23 protein-coding genes are annotated in these 22,110 nt (G+C 62.2%); 14 read left to right on the top strand and 9 right to left on the bottom strand.

What is annotated here, in order from left to right; translation table 11 throughout:
- Positions 1-47 precede the first annotated feature (47 nt).
- The 4 genes from NKI99_RS01935 to NKI99_RS01920 form a co-directional block, all read right to left on the bottom strand.
- Complete coding sequence (locus NKI99_RS01935) at positions 48-1,343, bottom strand: CynX/NimT family MFS transporter (protein ID WP_352609530.1); 1,296 nt, start codon at positions 1,341-1,343, stop codon at positions 48-50.
- On the bottom strand, positions 1,340-2,017 hold the full coding sequence (locus tag NKI99_RS01930; protein WP_352609528.1) for a FadR/GntR family transcriptional regulator: 678 nt from the start codon (positions 2,015-2,017) through the stop codon (positions 1,340-1,342). Before NKI99_RS01930 ends, NKI99_RS01935 begins: the two co-directional genes overlap by 4 nt.
- 100 nt (positions 2,018-2,117) lie before the next feature.
- Positions 2,118-2,813, bottom strand: coding sequence for a 4Fe-4S dicluster domain-containing protein (locus NKI99_RS01925; RefSeq protein ID WP_128304377.1), 696 nt, complete (start codon positions 2,811-2,813; stop codon positions 2,118-2,120).
- Positions 2,814-2,902: 89 nt separating this feature from the next.
- On the bottom strand, positions 2,903-4,477 hold the full coding sequence (locus NKI99_RS01920; RefSeq protein WP_023812310.1) for a trimethylamine methyltransferase family protein: 1,575 nt from the start codon (positions 4,475-4,477) through the stop codon (positions 2,903-2,905).
- A 276-nt stretch (positions 4,478-4,753) separates the two neighbouring features.
- Here NKI99_RS01920 and NKI99_RS01915 point away from each other — a divergent pair, with 276 nt between their 5' ends.
- A complete protein-coding gene (locus NKI99_RS01915; protein ID WP_023812311.1) occupies positions 4,754-5,452 on the top strand; it encodes a cobalamin B12-binding domain-containing protein in 699 nt (232 codons plus the stop codon).
- An 86-nt stretch (positions 5,453-5,538) separates the two neighbouring features.
- Here NKI99_RS01915 and NKI99_RS33820 read toward each other — a convergent pair whose 3' ends face one another.
- Positions 5,539-5,679 (bottom strand): entericidin A/B family lipoprotein, encoded by a 141-nt coding sequence (locus NKI99_RS33820; protein WP_013531174.1) that lies wholly within the window; start codon positions 5,677-5,679, stop codon positions 5,539-5,541.
- Between the two features lie 63 nt (positions 5,680-5,742).
- Here NKI99_RS33820 and NKI99_RS01905 point away from each other — a divergent pair, with 63 nt between their 5' ends.
- From NKI99_RS01905 to NKI99_RS01860, 10 genes are all read left to right on the top strand, one after another.
- Positions 5,743-6,372, top strand: a complete 630-nt coding sequence (locus NKI99_RS01905; protein ID WP_352609526.1) for a DUF1638 domain-containing protein — start codon at positions 5,743-5,745, stop codon at positions 6,370-6,372.
- 113 nt (positions 6,373-6,485) lie between these two features.
- Positions 6,486-7,061: a DUF4893 domain-containing protein gene (locus NKI99_RS01900; protein WP_352609524.1), complete on the top strand. Its 576-nt coding sequence runs from the start codon at positions 6,486-6,488 to the stop codon at positions 7,059-7,061.
- A gap of 93 nt (positions 7,062-7,154) precedes the next feature.
- The gene (locus NKI99_RS01895) at positions 7,155-7,937 is read left to right on the top strand and encodes a formyl transferase (protein WP_352609522.1); all 783 of its coding nucleotides are present in this window, start codon (positions 7,155-7,157) and stop codon (positions 7,935-7,937) included.
- A 203-nt stretch (positions 7,938-8,140) separates the two neighbouring features.
- On the top strand, positions 8,141-8,443 hold the full coding sequence (locus NKI99_RS01890; RefSeq protein ID WP_023812316.1) for a virulence factor: 303 nt from the start codon (positions 8,141-8,143) through the stop codon (positions 8,441-8,443).
- Positions 8,436-9,074 (top strand): methylenetetrahydrofolate reductase C-terminal domain-containing protein, encoded by a 639-nt coding sequence (locus NKI99_RS01885; protein ID WP_128304382.1) that lies wholly within the window; start codon positions 8,436-8,438, stop codon positions 9,072-9,074. Before NKI99_RS01890 ends, NKI99_RS01885 begins: the two co-directional genes overlap by 8 nt.
- A complete protein-coding gene (locus NKI99_RS01880) occupies positions 9,071-10,162 on the top strand; it encodes a methylenetetrahydrofolate reductase (RefSeq protein WP_128304383.1) in 1,092 nt (363 codons plus the stop codon). The genes NKI99_RS01885 and NKI99_RS01880 overlap by 4 nt, the downstream gene beginning before the upstream one ends.
- A gap of 141 nt (positions 10,163-10,303) precedes the next feature.
- A complete protein-coding gene (locus NKI99_RS01875) occupies positions 10,304-11,278 on the top strand; it encodes a methyltetrahydrofolate cobalamin methyltransferase (protein ID WP_023812319.1) in 975 nt (324 codons plus the stop codon).
- Positions 11,229-13,379: an ASKHA domain-containing protein gene (locus NKI99_RS01870; RefSeq protein WP_352609520.1), complete on the top strand. Its 2,151-nt coding sequence runs from the start codon at positions 11,229-11,231 to the stop codon at positions 13,377-13,379. The genes NKI99_RS01875 and NKI99_RS01870 overlap by 50 nt, the downstream gene beginning before the upstream one ends.
- Positions 13,380-13,572: 193 nt before the next feature.
- Complete coding sequence (locus NKI99_RS01865; protein WP_348629751.1) at positions 13,573-13,752, top strand: hypothetical protein; 180 nt, start codon at positions 13,573-13,575, stop codon at positions 13,750-13,752.
- Between the two features lie 233 nt (positions 13,753-13,985).
- Positions 13,986-14,933 (top strand): alpha/beta hydrolase, encoded by a 948-nt coding sequence (locus NKI99_RS01860; protein ID WP_128304386.1) that lies wholly within the window; start codon positions 13,986-13,988, stop codon positions 14,931-14,933.
- A gap of 27 nt (positions 14,934-14,960) precedes the next feature.
- On the opposite strand, the gene NKI99_RS01855 is transcribed toward NKI99_RS01860, so the two are convergent.
- Positions 14,961-15,860 carry a LysR substrate-binding domain-containing protein gene (locus NKI99_RS01855; protein ID WP_127291815.1) on the bottom strand — a complete coding sequence of 300 codons (900 nt, stop codon included), beginning with the start codon at positions 15,858-15,860 and terminating at the stop codon, positions 14,961-14,963.
- A 218-nt stretch (positions 15,861-16,078) separates the two neighbouring features.
- Between NKI99_RS01855 and NKI99_RS01850 the strand changes: the two genes are divergently transcribed.
- The 3 genes from NKI99_RS01850 (at position 16,079) to NKI99_RS01840 (ending at position 18,021) form a co-directional block, all read left to right on the top strand.
- On the top strand, positions 16,079-16,264 hold the full coding sequence (locus tag NKI99_RS01850; protein ID WP_013531162.1) for a hypothetical protein: 186 nt from the start codon (positions 16,079-16,081) through the stop codon (positions 16,262-16,264).
- Positions 16,265-16,602: 338 nt separating this feature from the next.
- Positions 16,603-16,737: a hypothetical protein gene (locus NKI99_RS01845; protein ID WP_023812324.1), complete on the top strand. Its 135-nt coding sequence runs from the start codon at positions 16,603-16,605 to the stop codon at positions 16,735-16,737.
- A 345-nt stretch (positions 16,738-17,082) separates the two neighbouring features.
- Positions 17,083-18,021, top strand: a complete 939-nt coding sequence (locus NKI99_RS01840) for a GlxA family transcriptional regulator (RefSeq protein ID WP_348625597.1) — start codon at positions 17,083-17,085, stop codon at positions 18,019-18,021.
- 76 nt (positions 18,022-18,097) lie between these two features.
- Here NKI99_RS01840 and NKI99_RS01835 read toward each other — a convergent pair whose 3' ends face one another.
- The 3 genes from NKI99_RS01835 to NKI99_RS01825 form a co-directional block, all read right to left on the bottom strand.
- Positions 18,098-18,439, bottom strand: coding sequence for a peptidase inhibitor family I36 protein (locus NKI99_RS01835; RefSeq protein ID WP_023812325.1), 342 nt, complete (start codon positions 18,437-18,439; stop codon positions 18,098-18,100).
- Positions 18,440-18,605: 166 nt separating this feature from the next.
- Positions 18,606-19,454: a DUF1194 domain-containing protein gene (locus tag NKI99_RS01830; protein ID WP_352609518.1), complete on the bottom strand. Its 849-nt coding sequence runs from the start codon at positions 19,452-19,454 to the stop codon at positions 18,606-18,608.
- An 84-nt stretch (positions 19,455-19,538) separates the two neighbouring features.
- A complete protein-coding gene (locus tag NKI99_RS01825) occupies positions 19,539-22,100 on the bottom strand; it encodes a GcvT family protein (RefSeq protein WP_352439860.1) in 2,562 nt (853 codons plus the stop codon).
- Positions 22,101-22,110: the final 10 nt, after the last annotated feature.

Genomic DNA, 22,110 nt, shown 5'->3' with positions numbered 1-22,110 from the left:
CGTTCCCTGAACCCAGCAGTCAACATTTCGTGCAGGATTGCGTGACGCTATTGCTCGCCTTCGCGCACGGTCCGGGCGCCGACATGCAGCGCCCGGCCGGCACCGAGCCCCATGATGGCTACGCCAAGCCCGAGCGCGACGAACAGGAACGCCGTCCCCGAAAAACTGCCGGTCCAATCGCGGATCAGGCCCACCAGCAGCGGGCCGAATGCCGCCAGTACATAGCCGACGCCTTGCGCCATGCCTGAAAGATGCGCGGCGACATGCGAATCCGGCGAACGCAGCACGATCAAGCTCATGGCAGCCGCGATAAGGCCCCCCTGCCCAATGCCTTGCAGGACCGCCCAGAACAGCACCGTCGAGGTCGGCGCAAAGAGAATGCCGAGCAGCGCGATCACCGCTATGGCAACGAGCGCCACATTGATGCCGCGCTGGTCCTTCAGCCGCATCGCAAAGGATGGCACGGCGAGGCACGTGATGACCTGCGCCATCACCGACACCGAAACCATCGCGCCGGCGGTGGCCGCGTCAAAGCCGCGCTCGCGCAGGATCGGCGCCAGCCAGCCGAAGATGCAATAGGCAAGTGCCGACTGCAGCCCCATGAACAGCGTCACCTGCCAAGCCAGGCGATCGCGCCAAAGCCCGACGACGTGAAAGCCGCGATGACTGACCTGCCGACGGCTGCCCAGCGCCTGCGGGATCCAGATCAGCAGCACGACCAGCGTCGGCACCGCCCAGGCAGCGAGCGCTCCCGACCATGAACCGGTGACAAAATGCTCGATCGGCAGCGTGAAGCCCGCGGCGGCGGCCGAACCGGCGCAGAGCGCCATGGTGTAGAGCCCGGTCATGACCGCGGCCCTGTCGGCGAAATCGCGCTTCACCAGGCCTGGCAGCAGCACATTGCCGATGGCAATCGCGCCGCCGGCCAGGAAGGTCGCGACAAACAGCAGGGGAATCGACCCGAACCAGCGCAGCCCTGTTCCCAGCACCAGCAGCGCGAGTGCACCCAGTAAAGTGCGTTCGGCCCCGTAGCGCTGGGCAAGTTTCGGCGCGAAGGGTGCAAACAGACCGAGGCACAGGACGGGCAGCGTCGTCAGCAGGCTGGCGCCCGTCGTCGAAAGACCGGTTGCCTGCATCACCTCGGGCAACAGCACCGACAGGCTCGAAAACAGCGGCCTCAGGTTGAAGGCGATCAGCACAAGGCTTACGCCAAGCACGATGCGCGCCGCACGGCTGCGCAGTTCAGGCGGCTGCGGCATGGGCAGGCTGTCGGCCTCGGCATCGACGAGTTCCAGACCCTCGACCTCGGCCTTCGGATCAGGCTGACGAAAACTCTGGTTCATTGCGAAAGCAGTCTTTCAAGTTGGGCAAGCACCGGCGCCATGAAGGCTCGGACGGCGGCAACGGCGCGCTCGGGATCGCTCGCGGCAATGGCGTCGACGATTGCCGCATGCGCCTGGTGGTCCGGTTCGGGCAGATCGCCGTCGATGGTGGCATGGATGGTCTCGGTGATGGCGGCGGTGAAGAAGTCATAGAGCTCCATCATCGCCCTGTTGCCGGACGCCGCGACGACGGATTTGTGGAAAGCAAGATCGCGCCGGATGAAGGCTTCGCTTCCGCCGTCGGCGACGGTGCCGCGTTCGGCAAGCAATTGCCGCATCCGCTCGAGGTCGGCTGGCGTGTGACGCAAGGCGGCGAGCCTCGCGGCCTCGAGGTCCAGCGCCGCCCGCGCCTCCCACTGATCGCGCAAGCCGCTGCGTTTGACCCGGTCAAGCGCGGCAGAAGTATCGACGGCGGAGCGCACATAGGTGCCCGAGCCCTGACGCGTATTCAGCAACCCCTGCGAGACCAGCACCCGCACCGCCTCGCGGACGGTGCCCCGACTGACCGACAGAAGGTCGGTCAGAGCTGCCTCGTTGGGGATACGCTCGCCGACACCCCAGCGGCCGCTGACGATTTCAGCCCGCAGGCTCTCGGTGGCGCTGTCGGTGAGATTGGTTCGGATAGCAGGTTGCATCGGCCTATTCATCAAGTCATCAGATGACTTGATGAATAGGCTTGGTTCTAACTGCCGTCAAGATGCTCGAAGCGAACGAGCACCACGCAATGGGAATGGATCAGTTGGTGGCGCGTGCGAAGCTCGCCATGTGGTAGGCCTGAACCTCCGGCGGATAGCGATACTCCGTGCCATAGGGGCACGCATTGCGATCAAGGCAGCCGCCGCTGCGGCAAGGCGAGCCGCCGGCTCCACGCACATGCGCCAGGCAGGATTGATAAGCAAATCCTTGCGCGGAATAGGCGTCGGCCGGACAAGATTTCAGGCAAGGTTTCTCGACGCAGCTATCGCAAAGGTGAGGCGCCGTTTCGCCGGCTTGAATCGGAAGCTCGTCCTCGAACAGCAGCGCACCACGATAGGCATGCCATAGCCCGTATTGCGGATGCATGAGGATGCCGAGCGGCGACGGCTTCAGTCCCTCCGCCCGCATCGCCCATTGCTGAAACGGCAGATAAGGTCTGTCGGAAGGGGAAACGGCTCGCGCCCCGAATGCCTCGGCCACGGCTCCGATCACTTCGCGCGACCACGTGTCGAGCGGATTGGCGATGGTCTGCGATTGCTTGTCGATCCAGCGCAGGAAATGCGGCCAAGGCGCTGCACCCGCCTGCCCGACCAGCAGGACGGATTTGACGGGAGCACCTGAGAGGTCGGCAAACGGGGTTTCGCTCGCTCCGCACTTGAAGCCGCCGCGCAGGATGAGGCCATGGGCCGAAAGCACGGTCGCGATGTCCTCAACCCGGCGCCCCGCGGCAATCATTCCTTCTTGACCGGATCGGAGAACGCGCTCCGCCAGACTTCCTTGTGGATGATGTTGGCGACTTTAGCCCCGCCTGACTCGGGCTCCTTTCAAGTGAAGGCGTCGGGCATCGACCCCTTCTTCTTGGCGATGAAGTCCTGCAACGCTTCGTCGATGCTCGGATCGAGATACGGCGCCTCGTAGCTTTCCAGCCAGCGGCGGGCAAGTTCGTTGGCACGCTGCGGCGCGGTCTTCTCGCCTTCGGCCAGCCACTGCTCGTAGGAATTGTTGTCGGCGATGTTGGAGCGGTAGAAGGCGGTCTGGAAATTGGCCTGGGTGTGGTCGCAGCCGAGATAGTGGCTGCCGGGGCCGACCTGGCGGATGGCGTCCATCGCCTGGCCGTTTTCCGACAGGTCGACGCCCTCTGAGAATTTCTGCGTCATGCCGAGCTGATCGATGTCCATCATGAATTTCTCGTAGCAGGACGCCAACCCGCCCTCGAGCCAGCCGGCCGAATGCAGCACGAAATTGGTGCCGGCCAGGATGGTCGAGTTCAGCGTGTTGGCGCTCTCATAGGCGGCCTGCGCATCCGGAACCTTGGACGCGCAGAGCGAGCCGCCGGTGCGGAACGGCAGGCCCAGCCGACGCGCCAGCTGTGCGGCGCCATAAGACACCAGCGACGGCTCCGGCGTGCCGAAGGTCGGCGCTCCCGACTGCATCGAAATCGACGAGGCGAAGGTGCCGAACAGCACCGGCGCGCCGGGACGGATCAGCTGCGTGAACGAGGCGCCGGCCAGCACTTCGGCCAGGACCTGCGTCAGCGTGCCGGCCACCGTCACCGGGCTCATCGCGCCGGCAAGGATGAACGGCGTGACGATGCAGGCCTGGTTGTGGCGCGCATAGACTTTCAGCGCGCCGAGCATGGTCTCGTCGAACACCATCGGCGAGTTGGCGTTGATCAGGCTGGTCAGCACCGTGTTGTTCTCGACGAAATCGTCGCCGAACACGATCTTGGCCATGGCGACGGTGTCTTCGGCGCGTTCCGGCGCGGTCACCGAGCCCATGAACGGCTTGTCGGAATATTTGATGTGGCTGTAGATCATGTCGAGGTGGCGCTTGTTGACCGGCACGTCGACTGGCTCGCACACCGTGCCGCCCGAATGGTGGATCGACGGCGCCATATAGGCGAGCTTCACGAAATTCTGGAAATCCTCGATCGTCGCATAACGCCTGACGCCATCGAGGTCACGCACGAAGGGCGGACCGTAGACCGGCGCAAAGACGGTGGCATTGCCGCCGATCTGCACCGAACGCTCGGAATTGCGCGCATGCTGGGTGTAGACGGACGGCGCGGTCTTGAGCAGCGAACGGCACAGCCCCTTCGGAAAGTGCACGCGCTCGCCCTTGACGTCGGCGCCGGCCTCTTTCCACAGTTGCAGCGCTTCCGCGTCATCACGGAAGATGATGCCGATCTCCTCGAGCACCGTGTCGGTGTTCTTCTCGATCAGCGCCAGGCCTTCCTCGTCCAGCACCTCGTAAACGTTGATCTTGCGCTTGATGTAGGTGAGCTGCGTACCCGGGCCACCGCCCGAACGTGCTGCCCGCCGGGCTGCAGCCCCGCCACTGGCGCCACGCCCACGTCGCGCGTTTGACGCTTCCTGATCGACTGCCGCGTGTTCGCTCATGGTGGTTCTTCCCTGAATCTGTTCTTGTCTGGAATCCATAGCGGCTGCATCTCGCCGCTTCTTGCCAGATCGTAGCCATGCACCCTATTCGAAACGGCCCGCCAGCGCCAACGCCTGTCGCAAAATCGACAAGAATTCCAAGAGAGTTACGGTCGCTTTCCTTTTGCGGGAAGTCGCAAATCAGCTATGGATACCTGCCCCCAGCGGGTTAGGTATGAACGCGAATATTTTGTGCCTTGCGACGCACGTCGCGATGCCGGCAGGAGCTCGATACAAATGGCCGACGACGAGATCATCCTTTCCGAACTTTCCGACGACGAGTTGGTGCAGCAGATGCACGACGATCTCTATGACGGGCTGAAGGAAGAGATCGAGGAAGGCACCAACATCCTGCTCGAGCGCGGCTGGGTGCCCTACAAGGTGCTGACCGAGGCGCTGGTCGAAGGCATGCGCATCGTCGGCGAGGATTTTCGCGACGGCATCCTGTTCGTGCCCGAAGTGCTGTTGTCGGCCAATGCGATGAAGGCCGGCATGTTCATCCTGCGTCCGCTGCTCGCCGCCACCGGCGCGCCGAAGCAGGGCAAGATGGTCATCGGCACCGTCAAGGGCGACATCCACGACATCGGCAAGAATCTCGTCGGCATGATGATGGAAGGTGCTGGCTTCGACGTCATCGATCTCGGCATCAACAATGCGGTCGAGAAATATCTCGATGCGATCGAACAGCACCAGCCGGACATCATCGGCATGTCGGCACTTTTGACCACGACCATGCCCTACATGAAGGTCGTCATCGACACGATGAAGGAAAAGGGCATCCGCGACGACTATGTCGTGCTGGTCGGCGGTGCGCCGCTGAACGAGGAATTCGGCAAGGCCGTCGGCGCCGATGCCTATTGCCGCGATGCGGCGGTGGCGGTCGAGACCGCCAAGGACTACATGAAGCGCAAGCACAATGTGCGCGCTTCGGCCTGATTGGCCAATTCGGCATGGACAATAGGAAGCCGCGCCTTGCAGCGCGGCTTTTTTGTTCCCAGATGGTGAAGAAGGCCGCGCGCGGATCAGGGCTTGGTGACGGTGTCCTCGACCGCCTTGGCAGTCGATTTGACATCCCTGCCGACGCCGCGAACGGTGTTCGCGCAAGCCGCAAGGGCCAAGGCGCAGGCCAGGATGGCAATCGGCGTGATGCGTAGCAGTTTCATGGACGGTGTCTCCCTCAATAGATAAATTAGCGCCACAACAACGAAGGCCGCTCGACTGGTTCCATGGCCAAGACGCAAAAAACGAAACCGAATCAAGACGACAGGCTGCTCGTCATCGCCTGCGGGATGATTGCGCGTGAAGTTCTGGCCGTCAAGGAACAGCTCGGACTGGATCACCTCGACCTGACCTGCCTGCCGGCGGAATTCCATTTCTACCCGGACCGCATCGCTCCGGCCATGGACAAGGCAATCGAAAAGGCCAAGGCCGAAGGCTACAGCAACATCTTCGTCGGCTATGCCGATTGCGGCACCGGCGGCCTGCTCGACAGGGTCTGCGAGAAGCATGGCGTCGAGCGCATGGCCGGCCCGCACTGCTTCGCCTTCTATCAAGGCATGGAAGCCTACGCGAAAATCGCCGACGACGACATGATGTCGTTCTACATGACCGACTTCCTGTGCCGCCAGTTCGACGCCTTCTTCATGAAACCGCTCGGCCTCGACAAGCACCCGGAACTGATCAAGGACTATTTCGGCAACTACGAAAAGCTGATCTACCTTGCCCAGACCAACGATCCGGAGCTCGACAAGGTCGCCGAAAAGGCCGCCAAAATGCTCGGTCTCGTCTATGAGCGCCGCGCCACTGGCTATGGCGACCTGACGGCCGGAATGGCGCAGGCGGCTGCACACGCCTGAAGCAATTCTTGACCCGCTATGCTCCAACCCTGGATGACAGGCCATCGAGAACGGGTAAGTTGTGCGCCACAAGGCAACAGGCCCTCCAGCCATTCGAACGTGGAAACGCACCGATGACACCTCGCCTCTTGATAGCCGCACTCGGTCTCCTCTGTTTCGCCCTGCCCGCTCATGCCGATGGCGAGATACAGAAACTCATCACCCCAGCCGACAAGGCACGGCTCGACAAATATGGCGAGACCCGCAAGGCAGCCCTTGCCGAGGCGAAGGCAGGCAACCCGGCCGAGGTCAAGCAACTCGATGCCCTGCTGGCAAAGCCGCTGGTGGCCTTTTCCGACAAGGACCTGACCGGCAGTTGGCGGTGCCGCACCATCAAGGCCGGCGGGCCTTTGCCGCTCGTCATCTATGGCTGGTTCAAGTGCAAGGTGACCGACGACGGTTCCGGCTGGCGGCTGGAAAAGATCAGCGGTTCGCAGCGCACCAAGGGCCGCTTCTTCGACGATGGCGAGAAACGCGCGATCTATCTCGGCTCCTTCTATGTCAACGATGATCCGGCAAAGCCCTATGGAAGCGGCCCGCAAACCGACCAGGTCGGCTACGCCTTCCGCAACAGCGCCAAGGAATGGCGCATCGAATTTCCGGCGCCCTACTACGAATCGAAGCTCGATATCATCGAATTCAAGCGCTGACTGTGTATCGAAGGCTGATCACCAAGGATTAACCCGGACACCCTAGCATCCCGTCCATTGTCGAGAACGGGTTGCTTGGAGGGGGCAGTATCCATGGCAGCATTAGAATCCAGTACGCGTCCGATCGTGGTCGTCACCGGGGGCGGCCAGCATGTCTGGGCTATGATCAATGCAATCGCCGATCGCGTTGGTCCTGTCAGCGTCGTCCTCGAAACCCCTGAATCCAAAAAGCAATTGCTGCGTGGCCGGGCTCGCCGCCAAGGCTGGATCTCCGCCATGGGCCAGCTTGGCACGATGGTGCTGAGCAGGTTGGGCAAGCGATTCCTGGCCGGCCATAGCGCGCGATTGATTGCCGAGGAGAAGCTGGAGGTTGAGCCGCGACCAGGCCAGGAGATCATCCAAGTATCCTCGGCCAATGGGCTTGAGTGCCTGCAGGTAATCCAGAAGATCCGGCCAGGCGTTGTGCTGCTCAACGGTTGCCGACTAATCTCGGCGGAGATGCTGAGCAAAATGCCCTGCCCGGTGCTCAATTACCATGCGGGCATCACGCCGAAATATCGCGGCATGAATGGCGGCTATTGGGCTCTGGTATCAGGCGATGCGCAGAATTTCGGCACGACTGTCCACCTCGTCGACGCTGGCGTCGACACCGGTGGCGTGCTGAAGCAGGCGCGCGGACGATCGAAAAAGGGCGACACCATCTCAAGTCACGCGCTACGCCAGACGGCGTTCTCGCGCGACATCTGCGTCGAGGCCGTCAGCGATGCACTGGCTGGAAAACTCACGACGATCGATCCCGGCCTGCCTTCGAAGCTGTGGTATCATCCGACGATCTGGTTCTACGTCTGGACGGGCCTCAGAACCGGCATCTGGTAGCGAGTTCCTCGCCCGTATCCGCATGCCGCACGCTGGCTCTTCCGGCGCGTCGAACCTGCCGCCAGCACACGCCGCAAACGAATAAACCCACCTTTCATTTTACGACATCCAAATGCGTCGCTTTTGAATGCGCGCGCGTCGTCCCATAACAAGCGGCCCCACTGCGCTTCCGGCAATGCTCGCAGATCGAGGAGTGAGAATTCATGGCCGATCTGATCGTCGTCTACTGGCGCGACATCCCAGCCCAAATCATCGTCAAGAAGGGCCGGCAGAACGCCAAGCGCGAACTGCCGCTGCGCTTCACCGAGGCGATCGACATGTGCGCGATGCGCACTGGCGCCGGCGGCACCGACGATTATCTGGCCGAATGGCGCAAGGCCGATCCCGTCCCGGTCGGCGATGACCTCGAAGCCGAGGTCGAGAAGGCATTCAACGATATCGACACGAAATACGACCGCGAGCGGCTGGTCGCCCTGGTCAAGGCAGGCGGCAAAGAAAATGTCTGAAACCATTCCTGCCAAGGATGGCCAAAGGGTTGTCCAGCCGGTTACCCAAGCCACTCTGGTCAAGAAGGCAGCGCCGAAATCCGACTACAAGCCGGCCGACGTGTCGCCGCAGCGGCGCGTGCAGCGTTCCTTTGCGGTTCGGCTGTGGTCGATCAGGCATTCGCGTCTGCTCGAATGGTTCTACGCCAAATTCGCCGACATGTTTCTGCTCCTCCATCCCCTCTGGAAGGGCATAGGCTACGGCCGCGTCGAAGGGCCGATCAAATTCGTCGAGAAGCGCGTCAAGGGCTTCATGTTCGACTGCCGCATGTGCGGCCAGTGCATCTTGTCCTCGACCGGCATGTCGTGCCCGATGAACTGCCCCAAGCAATTGCGCAACGGCCCTTGCGGCGGCGTCCGCGCCAACGGCAATTGCGAGGTCGAGCCCGATATGCCCTGCGTCTGGGTCAAGGCCTGGGAAGGCTCGCAAAACATGGTGCACGGCGACAGGATCCTGACCGTGCAGAAGCCGGTCGACCAGTCGCTGCGCGAAACCTCGGCCTGGCTGCGGGTGACCGCGCAGGCGGCCACCGCGCGCGAAGCGGCCGCTGCCGCCAAGAATGAGACGGCCAACACCGGGGCGTCGGCATGATCGGCCGCCAGCGCGACGAGAACCCGGCTGGCATCCACCTGCCGCTTGAGCCCTTGCCCGGCCACACCTCGCGCGGCCGGCTGGAGCGCGTGCTTAGGCGCGGCGAATTCGCGGTGACGACCGAACTCAACCCACCCGACAGCGCCGATCCCGAAGACGTCTATAACAGGGCGAAGATTTTCGATGGCTGGGTCGACGCCATCAACGCCGTCGACGCATCGGGCGCCAATTGCCACATGTCGTCGGTCGGTATCTGTGCGCTTTTGACCCGCATGGGCTATGCGCCGATCATGCAGATCGCCTGCCGCGACAAGAATCGGATCGCCATCCAGGGCGACGTGCTGGGTGGTGCCGCCATGGGCGTGGCCAACATGCTGTGCCTGACCGGCGACGGCGTGCAGGCCGGCGACCAGCCCGGCGCCAAGCCGGTGTTCGACCTCGACTGCATGTCGCTGTTGGAAACCTGCCGTATCATGCGCGACAATGGCAAGTTCCTGTCCGGCCGCAAGCTGACGACGCCGCCGCAGCTTTTCCTGGGTGCTGCGATCAACCCGTTCGCGCCGCCGATCGATTTCCGGCCGCATCGCCTGGGCAAGAAGATCGCCGCCGGCGCGCAATTCGTACAGAGCCAATATTGCTTCGACGTGCCGATGTTCCGCACCTACATGCAAAAGGTGCGCGACCTCGGCTACACCGAAAAATGCTTCATCCTGGTTGGCGTCGGCCCGCTCGCCTCGGCCAAGACGGCCAAATGGATCCGCTCGAACGTGCCGGGCATCCATATTCCCGATTCAGTCATCAAGCGGCTGGAAGGCGCCCAGGACCAGAAGAAGGAAGGCAAGCAGCTCTGCATCGACATCATCAATGAGGTGAAGGAAATATCAGGCGTTTCCGGCGTTCACGTAATGGCCTACCGGCAGGAGGAATATGTCGCCGAGATCGTCGATGAATCGGGCGTTCTGAGGGGCCGCCAGCCGTGGAAACGTGAGATCCGTCGCGACGACCAGATGGTCGCCGACCGGCTCGACAGCATCTTGCACGACGACATTACCGAAACGCAGGTGGACATGGTGAAGACCGCGCACTGATGTATGTCGCCCAAAAGTGGGAACCGGTTTTGGGACAACGACATACTTTAACTCGAGGCGAAGCGCGGACGGCCACCCATTCGCTTGAACGAAAACAGACAACGATATAAAGAAATCTTTATATCACGGCGGAGAGAATTCATGACCCGTACCATCGTCGCTTCGGCGACACGAGAAATCATCATCGGCTTCGACCAGCCGTTCTGCGTGATCGGTGAACGCATCAACCCGACCGGCCGCAAGAAGCTGGCCGCCGAGATGATCGCGGGCAATTTCGAGACCGTCATCAGGGACGCATTGGAGCAGGCAGCGTGCGGCGCCACCATGCTCGACGTCAACGCCGGTGTCACCTCGGTTAACCCGAACGAGACCGAACCCGGCCTCTTGGTGCAGACGCTGGAGATCGTGCAAGGACTGGTCGACCTGCCGCTGTCGATCGACAGTTCCGTCACCGCAGCGATCGAAGCCGCACTCAAAGTTGCCAAGGGCCGTCCGCTGGTCAACTCCGTCACCGGCGAGGAAGAAAAGCTCGAAGCCATCCTGCCGCTGGTGAAGAAGTACAATGTGCCTGTCGTCGCCATCTCCAACGACGAGACCGGCATTTCGATGGACCCGGATGTCCGTTTCGCCGTCGCCAAGAAGATCGTGCAGCGTTGCGCCGATTTCGGCATTCCGGCGCATGACGTCGTCGTCGACCCGCTGGTCATGCCGATCGGCGCGCTCGGCGACGCCGGCCGCCAGGTGTTCGCGCTGCTGCGTCGCCTGCGCGAGGAGCTCAAGGTCAACACCACCTGCGGCCTGTCCAACATCTCCTTCGGCCTGCCGCATCGCCACGGCATCAACGCCGCTTTCATCCCGATGGTGATCGGCGCCGGCATGACATCAGCCATCATGAACCCGGTACGCCCGCAGGAAATGGAAGCCGTGCGCGGCGCCAATGTGCTGAACGGCACCGACGAGAACTGCACCAACTGGATCAGAACCTACAAGGATTACAAGCCGGCCGAAGGCGGCCAGGCGGTCGCCGCCCCGACGCAGGTCAATGCGCCGGGCGACGGCGCCGGCAATGGCGGCCGCCGCCGTGGCGGCCGTGAAGCCCGGATGGGCCGAGGATAAGCGCGCAATCGTGAACTCACCTGCAAACATCACCGATCCGCTCGTGCTTTTCATGCCGTCCGGCAAGCGCGGGCGGTTTCCTGTCGGCACACCGGTGCTTGATGCCGCGCGCCAGCTTGGTGTCTATGTCGAAAGTGTGTGCGGCGGACGCGCCACCTGCGGGCGCTGCCAGATCGAAGTGCAGGAAGGCAATTTCGCCAAGCACAAGATCACCTCTTCCAACGACCACATCACGCCCAAGGGCGCCAAGGAAGAGCGCTATGAGCGCGTCCGCGGCCTGCCCGAACGGCGCCGCCTCTCCTGCTCGGCGCAAATCCTCGGCGACCTCGTCATCGACGTGCCGCAGGACACCGTGATCAACGCGCAGACCATCCGCAAGGATGCCGACACCAAGGTCATCGCCCGCGATTCGGCGATCCGCATGTGCTATGTCGAGATCGAAGAGCCCGACATGCACAAGCCGCTTGGCGACCTCGACCGCCTGAAGATCGCGCTGATGCACGACTGGGGCCTGAAAAGCCTCGATTTCGATTTTCATCTGCTGCCGCAGGTGCAAGGCATCCTGCGCAAGGGCAACTGGACGGCGACCGCCGCCATCTACAAGGATGCCGACTCAGAGACAGCGCGCGTCGTGGCGCTGTGGCCCGGCCTCAAGAACGAAGCCTATGGGCTGGCTTGCGACATCGGCTCGACCACCATCGCCATGCATCTGGTATCGCTGCTGTCGGGCCGCGTCGCCGCCTCGTCCGGCACGTCGAACCCGCAGATCCGCTTCGGCGAGGATCTGATGAGCCGCGTCTCCTATGTGATGATGAACCCGGATGGTCGCGAAGGCATGACGGTTGCCGTGCGTGAGGCGATCTCGGGCCTGGTCGACAAGGTCTGCGCCGAAGGCAATGTCCAGCGCAACGACATCCTGGACAGCGTCTTCGTCGGCAATCCGATCATGCACCATCTGTTCCTCGGCATCGATCCGACCGAGCTTGGCGGCGCGCCCTTTGCGCTGGCCGTTTCGGGCGCCGTGCATATCAAGGCATCCGACATCGGCTTGAAGCTCAACCAGGGCGCCAGGCTCTACATGCTGCCTTGCATCGCCGGCCATGTCGGAGCGGACGCGGCGGCGGTGACGCTGTCGGAAGGCCCGCATCGCCAGGACGAGATGATGCTGATCGTCGATGTCGGCACCAATGCCGAGATCGTACTCGGCAATCGCCAGCGGGTGGTTGCGGCTTCCTCGCCCACCGGCCCTGCCTTCGAGGGTGCCGAAATCTCCGGCGGCCAGCGGGCAGCACCCGGCGCCATCGAGCGCGTGCGCATCGACCCAGACACGCTGGAGCCGAAATACCGCGTCATCGGCTCGGAACTGTGGTCCGACGAACCGGGCTTCCTGGAGAGCGTCCAGGCAACCGGCGTCACCGGCATCTGCGGTTCCGGCATCATCGAGGTGGTGGCCGAGATGTATCTCGCCGGCATCATTTCCGAGGACGGCGTCATCGACGGCGGGCTTTCGGCCCGTTCGCCGCGCGTCACCGCCAACGGCCGCACCTTCTCCTATGTGCTGAAGGAAGGCTCCGCCGCATTGACGGAAGATGGGCCGAAGATCACCATCACCCAGACCGATGTGCGCGCCATTCAGCTTGCCAAGGCAGCGCTTTATGCCGGGACCAAGCTGTTGATGGAAAAGCAGAACACCGAGCATGTCGACCGCATCCATTTCGCCGGCGCCTTCGGCTCCTTCATCGATCCGAAATACGCCATGGTGCTCGGGCTGATCCCGGATTGCGACCTCGACAAGGTCTCGGCCGTCGGCAACGCCGCAGGTGCCGGCGCCCGCATGGCGCTGCTCAATCGCGGCTACCGCCGCGAGATCGAGGACACGGTCAGCAAGATCGAGAAGATCGAGACGGCGCTGGAACCGAAATTCCAGGAGCATTTCGTCTACGCCATGGCGCTGCCCAACAAGGTCGATCCGTTCCCAAAACTGTCGGCAGCGGTGAAACTGCCGCCGCGCAAGACGGTCAGCGAGGACGGCGTTGCCGGCGACGCCGCTCCCCGACGGCGTTCGCGCGAAGGCCACGCCGCCAGGCGTGGACGGGAATAAGCGGCCGCGCCCAGGCCACCGCCTTTCCAAACTCATTTGCATGCAAATGTTTCCGGATCGCTTGATCCGGAAACCAAAACGCTGTTTTCGTGAAATTCGCCAGATACATGGCAGGCGCATTCAACCGGCATCGAATGGCAGGCTGGAGATATCTTTCAGCCGTCGCAACGCTCCAGAGGAGACAACGATGTCAATGCTCGAAAGCCTCGGCCGCTATGGCACGGCCATCAAGAATGCTCACGACCGCAGCAAGGCGCGGCGCTTGTTGAACAGCCTGCCGCCTGAGATTCAGAAGGACATCGGCTGGCCGGTGTCGCCGCGATCCAGCGAAAAGGCAGCACTCATCAACACCATCTGGAGCGCCGCGCGCTGATGACCTTCGCCGACAAATGCAAATTGCTCGGCATGCGCCGGGGATCACGCATGTCCCCGGCGACCACCAGCAACCGGCTGCGTGCCGCACTTTTGCCGCGCCGCTGAGCATCGCGGCGCGGATCACACCAGCGTGTAGATACGGCGCGAATCTTGACATTTTCGGCCACGGCACGATCTTCGAAGATAGTGGGGGTTCTCTTAGTCGGCTTTGGCCGAAGTTCGCGTATCCGCATGCCAAGTTTGAAAAGCCATGTCGTGTCTTTTGTCCTGCGGCACAGCCGCAAGCAGGCATTTGCCAGTCCGGAAAATCTGCAGCGCTGGATCGCGGCCGCGCGCAAGACCGAGAACCACCGGCCGCCCGCCTCGCTGCACCAGCGTCTCGACATCGAGATGCATACGGTCGATGGCTTCCCCGTCTACGAAATCGCACCCAGGACCGGCGAGCAGAAGCGGATTCTCTACTTGCACGGTGGTGCATATGTCTTTGAAATCACACCCTATCATTGGCACCTAATCGCCGAGATGGCGGATCGGCTGGGCTACGGGATCACGGTGCCGATCTATCCAATCGCTCCCGAACACGATTTCCATGCCATGTTCGGAATGGTTGGCGATGTCTACCGGCAGATGCTCGCCGAGACGGAAGCCGAAGACATCGTCTTCATGGGCGATTCCGCCGGCGGCAATATGGCTGTGGTGCTGACCATGATGGCCGCCGAAGAAGGACTGCCCCTGCCGTCGCGGCATGTGCTCATTTCGCCGGGTCTCGACGTGTCGCTCACCAATCCCGCAGTGTTCGAGGCGGAACGCAACGACCCTTGGCTGGGCATAGCTGGCGGACGAGAGGCAATTCGCCTGTACAGTGCCGGCATCGATCCCAGCGATTGGCACATCAGCCCGGTCTATGGAGATTTGTCCGTGCTGCCAAGAACGCTGCTTTTGACCGGCTCGCGCGATCTTTTGACTCCCGACAATCTGATCTTCGCCGAAAAAGCCCGCGCAGCCGGCGTTGAAATCGATCTTGTCTATGAGGAAGGCATGTTCCACGTCTGGCCGCTGATCGACATGCCGGAAGCCCGGCGCGCCCGCGAGCGCATCGTCGCCTTTCTCGGGGAGAGCCGGATCGTGCACGATACGAGAGTAAGGCATGAACAGCGCCCCGCCGAAGCGGCGGAGTAGCTCTATACTATCGTCCTTGCCAGCCGGTCAGAACTTGCCGGTTTCCCGGAAGACTTCGAAAGTCGCGCGGATGTGGTCGGCAACGGCCTTGACCGGGGCACTGGCATCCGGCGCCACCACCATTGCCAGATTGTAGGTCCCGATGTCGGGCATGCCGTCCTTCGGGCAGAGTTCGACCATGTCGTTGCCGAGGAACGACTTCGGCAATGGCGCCACGGCGAGATCGGACATGATCGCGGCGCGCTGGCCGGCCGTGTGCGCGCTCATATAGGCGATGCGGTAGTTGCGGCCCTCGCGGCCAAGCGCGTCGAGCGCCCCGGCACGCCAGGCGCAGCCCTCTTCCCACAGCGATACCGGCAAGGGCTCGCGCAGATGCGCACAGCCGCCCTTGGCGCCGGCCCAGACGATCGGCTCGGTCAGCAGCACCTCGGCGCCGAGCGCGCTGGTCTTGTAGGAATTGGTCAACAGCGTGATGTCGAGCGCCCGGTCGTCCATGCGCCGGCGCAGATTGCTGCTCTGGTCTATGGTGACGTCGACGGCGATCGACGGATGCGACTGCGCGAAACGCTTCAGCACATGCGGCAGCACGCGCTCACCGTAATCGTCCGGCGAGCCAAGCCGCACCACACCGACAATGTCGGGAATGATGAACTTCGACACCACCTCGCGATTAATGGACAGCAGCCGGCGGGCATAGCCGAGCAGCATCTCGCCGTCCGTGGTCAGCGACACCGAGCGAGCGTCGCGCGCGAACACGGAGCGGCCGAGAATGTCCTCGAGCTTCTTGATCTGCATGGAAACGGCCGACGGCGTGCGGAACACGGCATTGGCGGCGGTGGTGAAGCTGCCGGTCTCGGCAATCGCCACGAACGTGCGCAAAACATCGAGATCGAGCAGTGGCAGCGGATGATTGAGCGGGGCGTTCATGGCAACCGACCTTCAATTTTTCTGATACAAAACATCATTCCATTTCGTTTGATTGAACATCAGATTGGGAGGATAGTCAACTCCATCGAAGCAGTAGCTGCCACGAGCAGCCATGAAACGACCTCGACACAGACCTGCATTCGACACGAAATGAAGTTGAAAAAAACCCGCAGTAGCCAACTCGCTGTCTGGCACTAGCCAACCCAAAGGAGAAAGAGATGTCTATCCTGTCGTCCCTTGGTCGCATCGCGACCGAATTCAGCGCGGCACGCGCCCGCTACCAGACCGAGCGCGCTATCCGCTCCCTGCCGATCGAACTGCAGAAGGATATCGGCTGGCCTGAAGCTTCCGACACCAAGACCGGTACTCGCAATGGCATCGGATCCTGGGCTGGAGCAAAGTAGATCGTGTGTACCATGTGCTGAAGGCCTGCCGCGCAGCCCGCCCGGCAGGCCTTCTCTGTTTTATTTGTATTCAACAGAGCTTTGGAGCCATGTCGCCGGCGCATGACGCATATGAGAAAGCCGCATAGCAGCTCCTGTTTCCAATTAATGCCTTGTAAATAATCGTAAATTTTGGGCACCTTGCTCAAATCTGTCGCAATCGATGTCGCATTTCATATCAAGCGCTTCGCTTTTGCGATTTAGTTTCTGCTTACACAAGCCTATATCAGCGCCAGCAAACGAGCTGCCCCACTCCATCAAGCGAAGGCGACCCGTCTAAGCAACAAATGGAGATGATTATGAAGCTTTTTGCACGCCTCTTTGCCCGCCGCGAAATGAACCTGACCACCGCTCTCGAGCGTCAGCGTCTTGCCAACACCATGCCCGGCCAGACCGGCGCCATGAATGCGGCGCGCCTCGGCTTCATCGCCTGAAGATTTCTAGAGGCAGCGCATCCCTGCCGCTGCTTTAAAATTGCAACACCGCCTGGCTCCAGCCAGAGCGGCGTTTTGTTCTGTGCGCAGGCCGTACGTTGCCCGTCCCTTGAACAGTTCGTGCCACTTCCAGGGCTCGCTGCACGCCGATTGCCCATTTGCGACCCATGTCGCAAATTTAATCTTGTCGTAGCGGCGTAGCCGATTGACAGACATGGTTTTTCCTGATGTCGCTATGCTATTCGCGACATCCTGTTCGCGCCATGGCTGTGTGAGGTTCCCTTGAACGCGGTAAAGCATCCGATCAAGCGATCGTTTGTATTCTTCCTTATTCCCGATTTCACCATGATCGCTTTTGCGACCGCGCTCGACCCGCTGCGCTCGGCCAATCGCATGCTCGGCTACGAGGCCTATCGCTGGCGCCTCGCCAGCATCGACGGCAAGCCGGTGCGCGCCTCGAACGGGGTCGAATGCGCGGTCAACACCTCGCTCGAGGATGAGCGCAAGAAGATGGCCGGCCCCGACCGGCCGAACATGGCCATCGTCTGCAGCGGCATCAATGTCGAGCGTTATCAGAACAAGTCCGCCTTCGCCTGGCTGCGCGAGGAATACAATCGCGGCGTCGCCGTCGGCGGCCTGTGCACCGGCGCGCATATCCTCGCCGCCGCCGGCCTGTTGTCCAACAAGCGCTGCGCCATCCACTGGGAGAACCTGCCGGGCTTTTCCGAGGCGTTTCCGAAGGCCAATGTCTTTGCCGACCTCTTCGAGATCGACCAGAATATCTACACCTGCGCCGGCGGCACTGCCGCGCTCGACATGATGCTGAAGCTGATCGGCGACGACTTTGACGAGAACCTCGTCAACCGCGTCTGCGAGCAAGTGCTGACCGACCGCGTACGCAGCCCCACCGACCGCCAGCGCCTGCCACTACGCGCCCGCCTCGGCGTCCAGAACTCGAAGGTGCTGACCATCATCGAACTGATGGAGGGCAATCTGTCGGAGCCGCTGTCACTGATCGAGATCGCCGACCATGTCGATCTGTCGCGCCGCCAGATCGAGCGGCTGTTCCGCACCGAGATGGGCCGCTCCCCTGCCCGCTACTATCTGGAAATCCGGCTCGACCGCGCCAGGCATCTCTTGATCCAGTCGTCGATGCCGGTAGTCGAGGTGGCGGTCGCCTGCGGCTTCGTCTCGGCATCGCATTTCTCCAAATGCTACCGAGAACTCTACGCCCGCTCGCCGCAGCAGGAGCGCGTAGACCGCAAGCAGCTGCTGGCGGCCTGATCCGATACGCCCACGGACAAACAGGCTAGTGTCATGATATCGTCAGGCAGCGGCGCCCCGCTGCCTGGAACCAACCTCAGTAATCGTCGCAGGTGCATTCCGCCGAGGAGATACGGTCGTTCCAGTCACTGCCGCCCAAATTGCGGATCCTGCGCGTGATCTCGATCGAGCGGCCGCCCATCCTAGAATCCTCATAGGCCACGAGCGTGCAGCCGCGGCGAACGATCACCGACGACACACGGTCATTCCAGAACTGGCCGCCACGAAAATTTACGGAATCCTCGGCACCCATGCCGATGGACCGCCCGCGAAAATTCCCGTTCTCGAACATGATACAGGCAGCCTGGTTGTATTGGGCGCTGGCGACGTCGGCATACAGCACGGACGCGACTGCGGTCAGGATGGCAAGACGTCTCATCGGTTTTTCCTCGGTTCGGCAGCGCTCCTGGCTGGGTCACGCGGCCTGCCCAGTTTGCCACTGCTTCGGTCGCGGAGGCAAGCCTGGAGCGTAAGCCCGAACAGGTAGGCAGCGGGGCAAGAGCGGGAGCCGGTTCGGCAAAGATCACGCTCAATGGGGAAGAGCTTTAGCGGCTGTCGAACATCCAGCTGCGGTTTCGCCACATTTTCTCGCCGACCAGACAGTCGGTGGTGGATCTCTCCTGTGCCAATATCACCCGCGGATGCGCGGCTTCTTCCGCCGCCCATTGCGGCGAGGCCGGGCCGGCGAGTTCCAACACCAGCTTGCGGCGAATGGCTTCGGGAAACTGCGTCCAGTCATTGACCGGGATCATGAAGGCTCCGGGACCACCAATGACGCAGTCGCTGTAGTAGCGATCGAGATTGCTGACGTCGTAGGCGCCGGTGAAGCCGCCTCGCGTCATCAGCGGCAGGCCGTTGATGACGATGCCTTGCTTGATCAGCTCGTCGCGGGTCAGGTTGACCGGCGCGCCCTGATTGTTGGGGCCGTCGCCCGAAATGTCGATGACCCGCTTCGTGCCTCGGTAGCCGCTTTCGGCGAACAGGTCGTTGCCGAACTCCAGCGCTCCGGAGATCGAGGTGCGCCGCGCGCTGTTGGGCGGCTGCGCCGACAACTGCGCAACCACGCGCTCGGCGTCGGTGCGGCTGGCGATCACCGTCCACGGCACGATGACGCGCTGCCAGGTGGTACCGGCCCATTCGACATAGGTGACGGCGATCTTGCCATGGGCGCCGTCGGCAATGGCCTGCAGCACATTGTCGTGCGTCAGCGCGGCTGCGTAGCCATGACGCTGGATCTCGAGCTCGTCCGGTGACATCGACAGCGAGACATCGACGGCCAGCACCAGCTCGACATCGACGGGCTCGTCAGCAAGGGACGCCGGCGCCAACCAAAACGTCAGCGCGAACGCGGCACAGCCCGAAAGCAAATGTCTAGCACAGGCAAAAGCAGACATTCCGCAAGGGTAAGCGAAAGCAGCCCGTTTAAAAAGGGAAAAGCCCGACCAAGGCCGGGCTTTGCGTTCTCAAATTCTGCTGCTTCAACTGCGCGGCTTCAAATTCTCCGGATCATAAAGCGGCTTGTAGCCGACAGCGGCGACTTCGACCGGATATGTCTCGCCGAAATACTCGATGGTGAGCTTGCGGCCTTCCTGGGCGTAGGCCCATGGCAGATAGGCGAGGCCGATGTTCTTGCCGATGGTCGGGCCATAGGCCATCGACGTGGTGAACGACCGGCGGCCGAGTTCGTCGACCAGCGTCTCGCCGGTCTTCGGGTCCATCACCGGCATCGTGCCGACAGGATAGCGGGCAACGCCTTTGGAATCGACATTACTGGTCATCACCAGCGTGCACAGCATGGCCGGTTGGTGCTCGCGGGCGCGGTATTCGACATGTTTGGCCTTGCCGCAAAAGTCGTTCTCCTTGACCTTCGGACGCGCAAGATCGGCTTCGAGCAGGTTGTACTCGGTCAAAAGGTCGGCGTTCTGCAGGCGCAGGCTCTTTTCCATACGGCGGGTGTTGGCATAGGTCTCAACGCCGAAGGGCATCACGCCGGTCGAGCGCAGCGCGTTCCAGACAGCGAGACCGTCCTCGTAGCGCATATGCAGTTCCCAGCCCTGCTCGCCGACATAGGAGATGCGGAAAGCGCTGACATCCTTGCCGCCGATCCGGACCGGCTTGATCGCCGCGAATGGGAAGTTCTCAACAGAGAGCCCGTCCGGATTCTCGACCACCTTCTGCAACGTCGCCCGGGCGTTCGGCCCCCAGATGCCGATGGTGACATATTTCTCGGTCACGTCGGTGATGGTGACGTCGAAACCTTTGTCCTGTGCCGTGCGGCGCATGTACTGGAAGTCGCGCGGACCGGCGTCGGCGCCATCGATCAAACGACAGCGGTCGGCCATGCGGATGACGGTGAAGTCGGCGCGCACCATGCCTTCCTCGTCGAGGAAGTGAGTGTAGATGCCCTTACCGATGTTGTTGTCGCCGCCGATCTTGGCCGCGCACAGCCATTCCAGCAGCGCGACATGGTCGGGACCCTCGATGTCGTACATAGCGAAATGCGACAGGTTGACGATGCCGCAATCCTCGCTCATGGCGAGATGTTCGGCATTGGAGACGCGCCAGAAATGGCGGTTGTCCCATTCGTTCTCACGCACCGGCACCCGGTTGCCGTATTTTTCCAAGAGATGCTCGTTGGCGGCGTAGCCGTGGGCGCGCTCCCAGCCGCCAAGCTCCATGAAATAGCCGCCGAGTTCCTTCTCGCGTTCCCAGAACGGCGAGCGCCTGATGTTGCGGGCTTTCGAGAACGGCTCGCGCGGATGCACCGCCGGATTGTAGACCTTCATCGCCGTCTCGGTGCAGCGATCCCAGATGAATTGCTCCTTGGTCTGGTGCGGATAGAACCGTGCATAGTCGATGGCATGGTGATCGATCGCGGTGCGGCCGTCGGTCATCCAGTCGGCGATCAGCTTGCCCATGCCGGGACCATCCTTGACCCAGATGGCGACGGCATACCAAAGGCCCCGCACCTTCTGGCTTTCGCCCATGGACGGGCCGCCATCCGCGGTCACCTGCAAGAGACCGTTGAAGGAATGGCTCTCATTGTAGCCGAGTTCGCCGAGGATCGGCGTCAGTTCCATGGCGCGTTCGAGCGGTGCCAGGATCTGCTCCATGTCGAGGTCGCGCTGTGAGGGCGAAAGCCGCGCCTGGTCCTTCTCCAGCAGGTCGCGCGGATGGCAAAGGCGCGGATTGGTCTCTTCGTAGTAACCCCACTCGATCTGCCCGCCCTCGGCGGTCTTTGGATCGCCGGTGTCACGCATATAGGCCGAGTTGCCCTGGTCGCGCAGCAGCGGCCAGCCGATCTCCTTGCCGGTGCCGGCAAACTCGTTGTAGGGGCCGAAAAAGGTCAGCGGATGGTCGATCGGCATGACAGGCAGATCCTCGCCGACCATTTCCGCGATCAGCCGGCCCCATATGCCGGCGCAGACGATGACATAGTCGGCCTCGATGGTGCCGCGATCGGTCACCACGCCTGAAATGCGGCCGTCCTTGACGACAAGCGACCGAGCCGGCGTGTTGGCGAAGGATTTGAGCTTGCCCGAGGCTTCCGCCTGGTCGACCAGCTTGCCGGCGACCGTCTGCGAGCGCGGGATGACCAGACCGGCATCGGGATCCCACAGGCCGCCCTGCACCATCGCTTCTTCGATCAGCGGAAATTTTTCCTTGATCTCGGCCGGTTCGATCAGACGGGCGCGCGTGCCAAACGCCTTGGCGGAGGCGATCTTGCGCTTGATCTCTTCCATGCGGCTGTCGTCGCCGACACGCGCAACCTCAAGGCCGCCGATACGCGCGTAATGACCCATCTTCTCGTAGAAATCGATGGAGTAGAGCGTCGTCCAGCACGACAGGAAATCGTGGCTGGTGGTGTAGCAGAAGTCGGAGGCGTGCGCGGTCGAGCCGATATCGGTCGGGATGCCTGATTTGTCGATGCCGACAATATCGTCCCAGCCGCGTTCGATCAGATGATGGGCGATCGATGCGCCGACAATACCGCCCAGGCCGACGATGACGACCTTCGCCTTTTTCGGAAACTCTGCCATTGCCCGCGAC

Source organism: Mesorhizobium sp. M0239, assembly GCF_040321815.1.
Lineage (GTDB): Bacteria > Pseudomonadota > Alphaproteobacteria > Rhizobiales > Rhizobiaceae > Mesorhizobium.
Note: the sequence above shows the minus strand (reverse complement) of the source record. Positions and strands in the feature narration are given on the sequence as shown.

Bases quoted from the DNA above. Each gene is read 5' to 3' on its own strand.
- NKI99_RS01850 (WP_013531162.1), top strand. From the start codon at position 16,079: ATGTCTATCCTGTCGTCCCTTGGTCGCATCGCGACCGAATTCAGCGCG.
- NKI99_RS01830 (WP_352609518.1), bottom strand. From the start codon at position 19,454: ATGTCTGCTTTTGCCTGTGCTAGACATTTGCTTTCGGGCTGTGCCGCG.
- NKI99_RS01840 (WP_348625597.1), top strand. From the start codon at position 17,083: ATGATCGCTTTTGCGACCGCGCTCGACCCGCTGCGCTCGGCCAATCGC.
- NKI99_RS01865 (WP_348629751.1), top strand. From the start codon at position 13,573: ATGCTCGAAAGCCTCGGCCGCTATGGCACGGCCATCAAGAATGCTCAC.
- NKI99_RS01885 (WP_128304382.1), top strand. From the start codon at position 8,436: ATGTCTGAAACCATTCCTGCCAAGGATGGCCAAAGGGTTGTCCAGCCG.
- NKI99_RS01890 (WP_023812316.1), top strand. From the start codon at position 8,141: ATGGCCGATCTGATCGTCGTCTACTGGCGCGACATCCCAGCCCAAATC.
- NKI99_RS01880 (WP_128304383.1), top strand. From the start codon at position 9,071: ATGATCGGCCGCCAGCGCGACGAGAACCCGGCTGGCATCCACCTGCCG.
- NKI99_RS33820 (WP_013531174.1), bottom strand. From the start codon at position 5,679: ATGAAACTGCTACGCATCACGCCGATTGCCATCCTGGCCTGCGCCTTG.
- NKI99_RS01920 (WP_023812310.1), bottom strand. From the start codon at position 4,477: ATGAGCGAACACGCGGCAGTCGATCAGGAAGCGTCAAACGCGCGACGT.
- NKI99_RS01860 (WP_128304386.1), top strand. From the start codon at position 13,986: ATGCCAAGTTTGAAAAGCCATGTCGTGTCTTTTGTCCTGCGGCACAGC.
- NKI99_RS01895 (WP_352609522.1), top strand. From the start codon at position 7,155: ATGGCAGCATTAGAATCCAGTACGCGTCCGATCGTGGTCGTCACCGGG.
- NKI99_RS01930 (WP_352609528.1), bottom strand. From the start codon at position 2,017: ATGCAACCTGCTATCCGAACCAATCTCACCGACAGCGCCACCGAGAGC.
- NKI99_RS01925 (WP_128304377.1), bottom strand. From the start codon at position 2,813: ATGATTGCCGCGGGGCGCCGGGTTGAGGACATCGCGACCGTGCTTTCG.
- NKI99_RS01835 (WP_023812325.1), bottom strand. From the start codon at position 18,439: ATGAGACGTCTTGCCATCCTGACCGCAGTCGCGTCCGTGCTGTATGCC.
- NKI99_RS01905 (WP_352609526.1), top strand. From the start codon at position 5,743: ATGGCCAAGACGCAAAAAACGAAACCGAATCAAGACGACAGGCTGCTC.
- NKI99_RS01845 (WP_023812324.1), top strand. From the start codon at position 16,603: ATGAAGCTTTTTGCACGCCTCTTTGCCCGCCGCGAAATGAACCTGACC.
- NKI99_RS01870 (WP_352609520.1), top strand. From the start codon at position 11,229: ATGGCGGCCGCCGCCGTGGCGGCCGTGAAGCCCGGATGGGCCGAGGAT.
- NKI99_RS01900 (WP_352609524.1), top strand. From the start codon at position 6,486: ATGACACCTCGCCTCTTGATAGCCGCACTCGGTCTCCTCTGTTTCGCC.
- NKI99_RS01855 (WP_127291815.1), bottom strand. From the start codon at position 15,860: ATGAACGCCCCGCTCAATCATCCGCTGCCACTGCTCGATCTCGATGTT.
- NKI99_RS01825 (WP_352439860.1), bottom strand. From the start codon at position 22,100: ATGGCAGAGTTTCCGAAAAAGGCGAAGGTCGTCATCGTCGGCCTGGGC.
- NKI99_RS01875 (WP_023812319.1), top strand. From the start codon at position 10,304: ATGACCCGTACCATCGTCGCTTCGGCGACACGAGAAATCATCATCGGC.
- NKI99_RS01935 (WP_352609530.1), bottom strand. From the start codon at position 1,343: ATGAACCAGAGTTTTCGTCAGCCTGATCCGAAGGCCGAGGTCGAGGGT.
- NKI99_RS01915 (WP_023812311.1), top strand. From the start codon at position 4,754: ATGGCCGACGACGAGATCATCCTTTCCGAACTTTCCGACGACGAGTTG.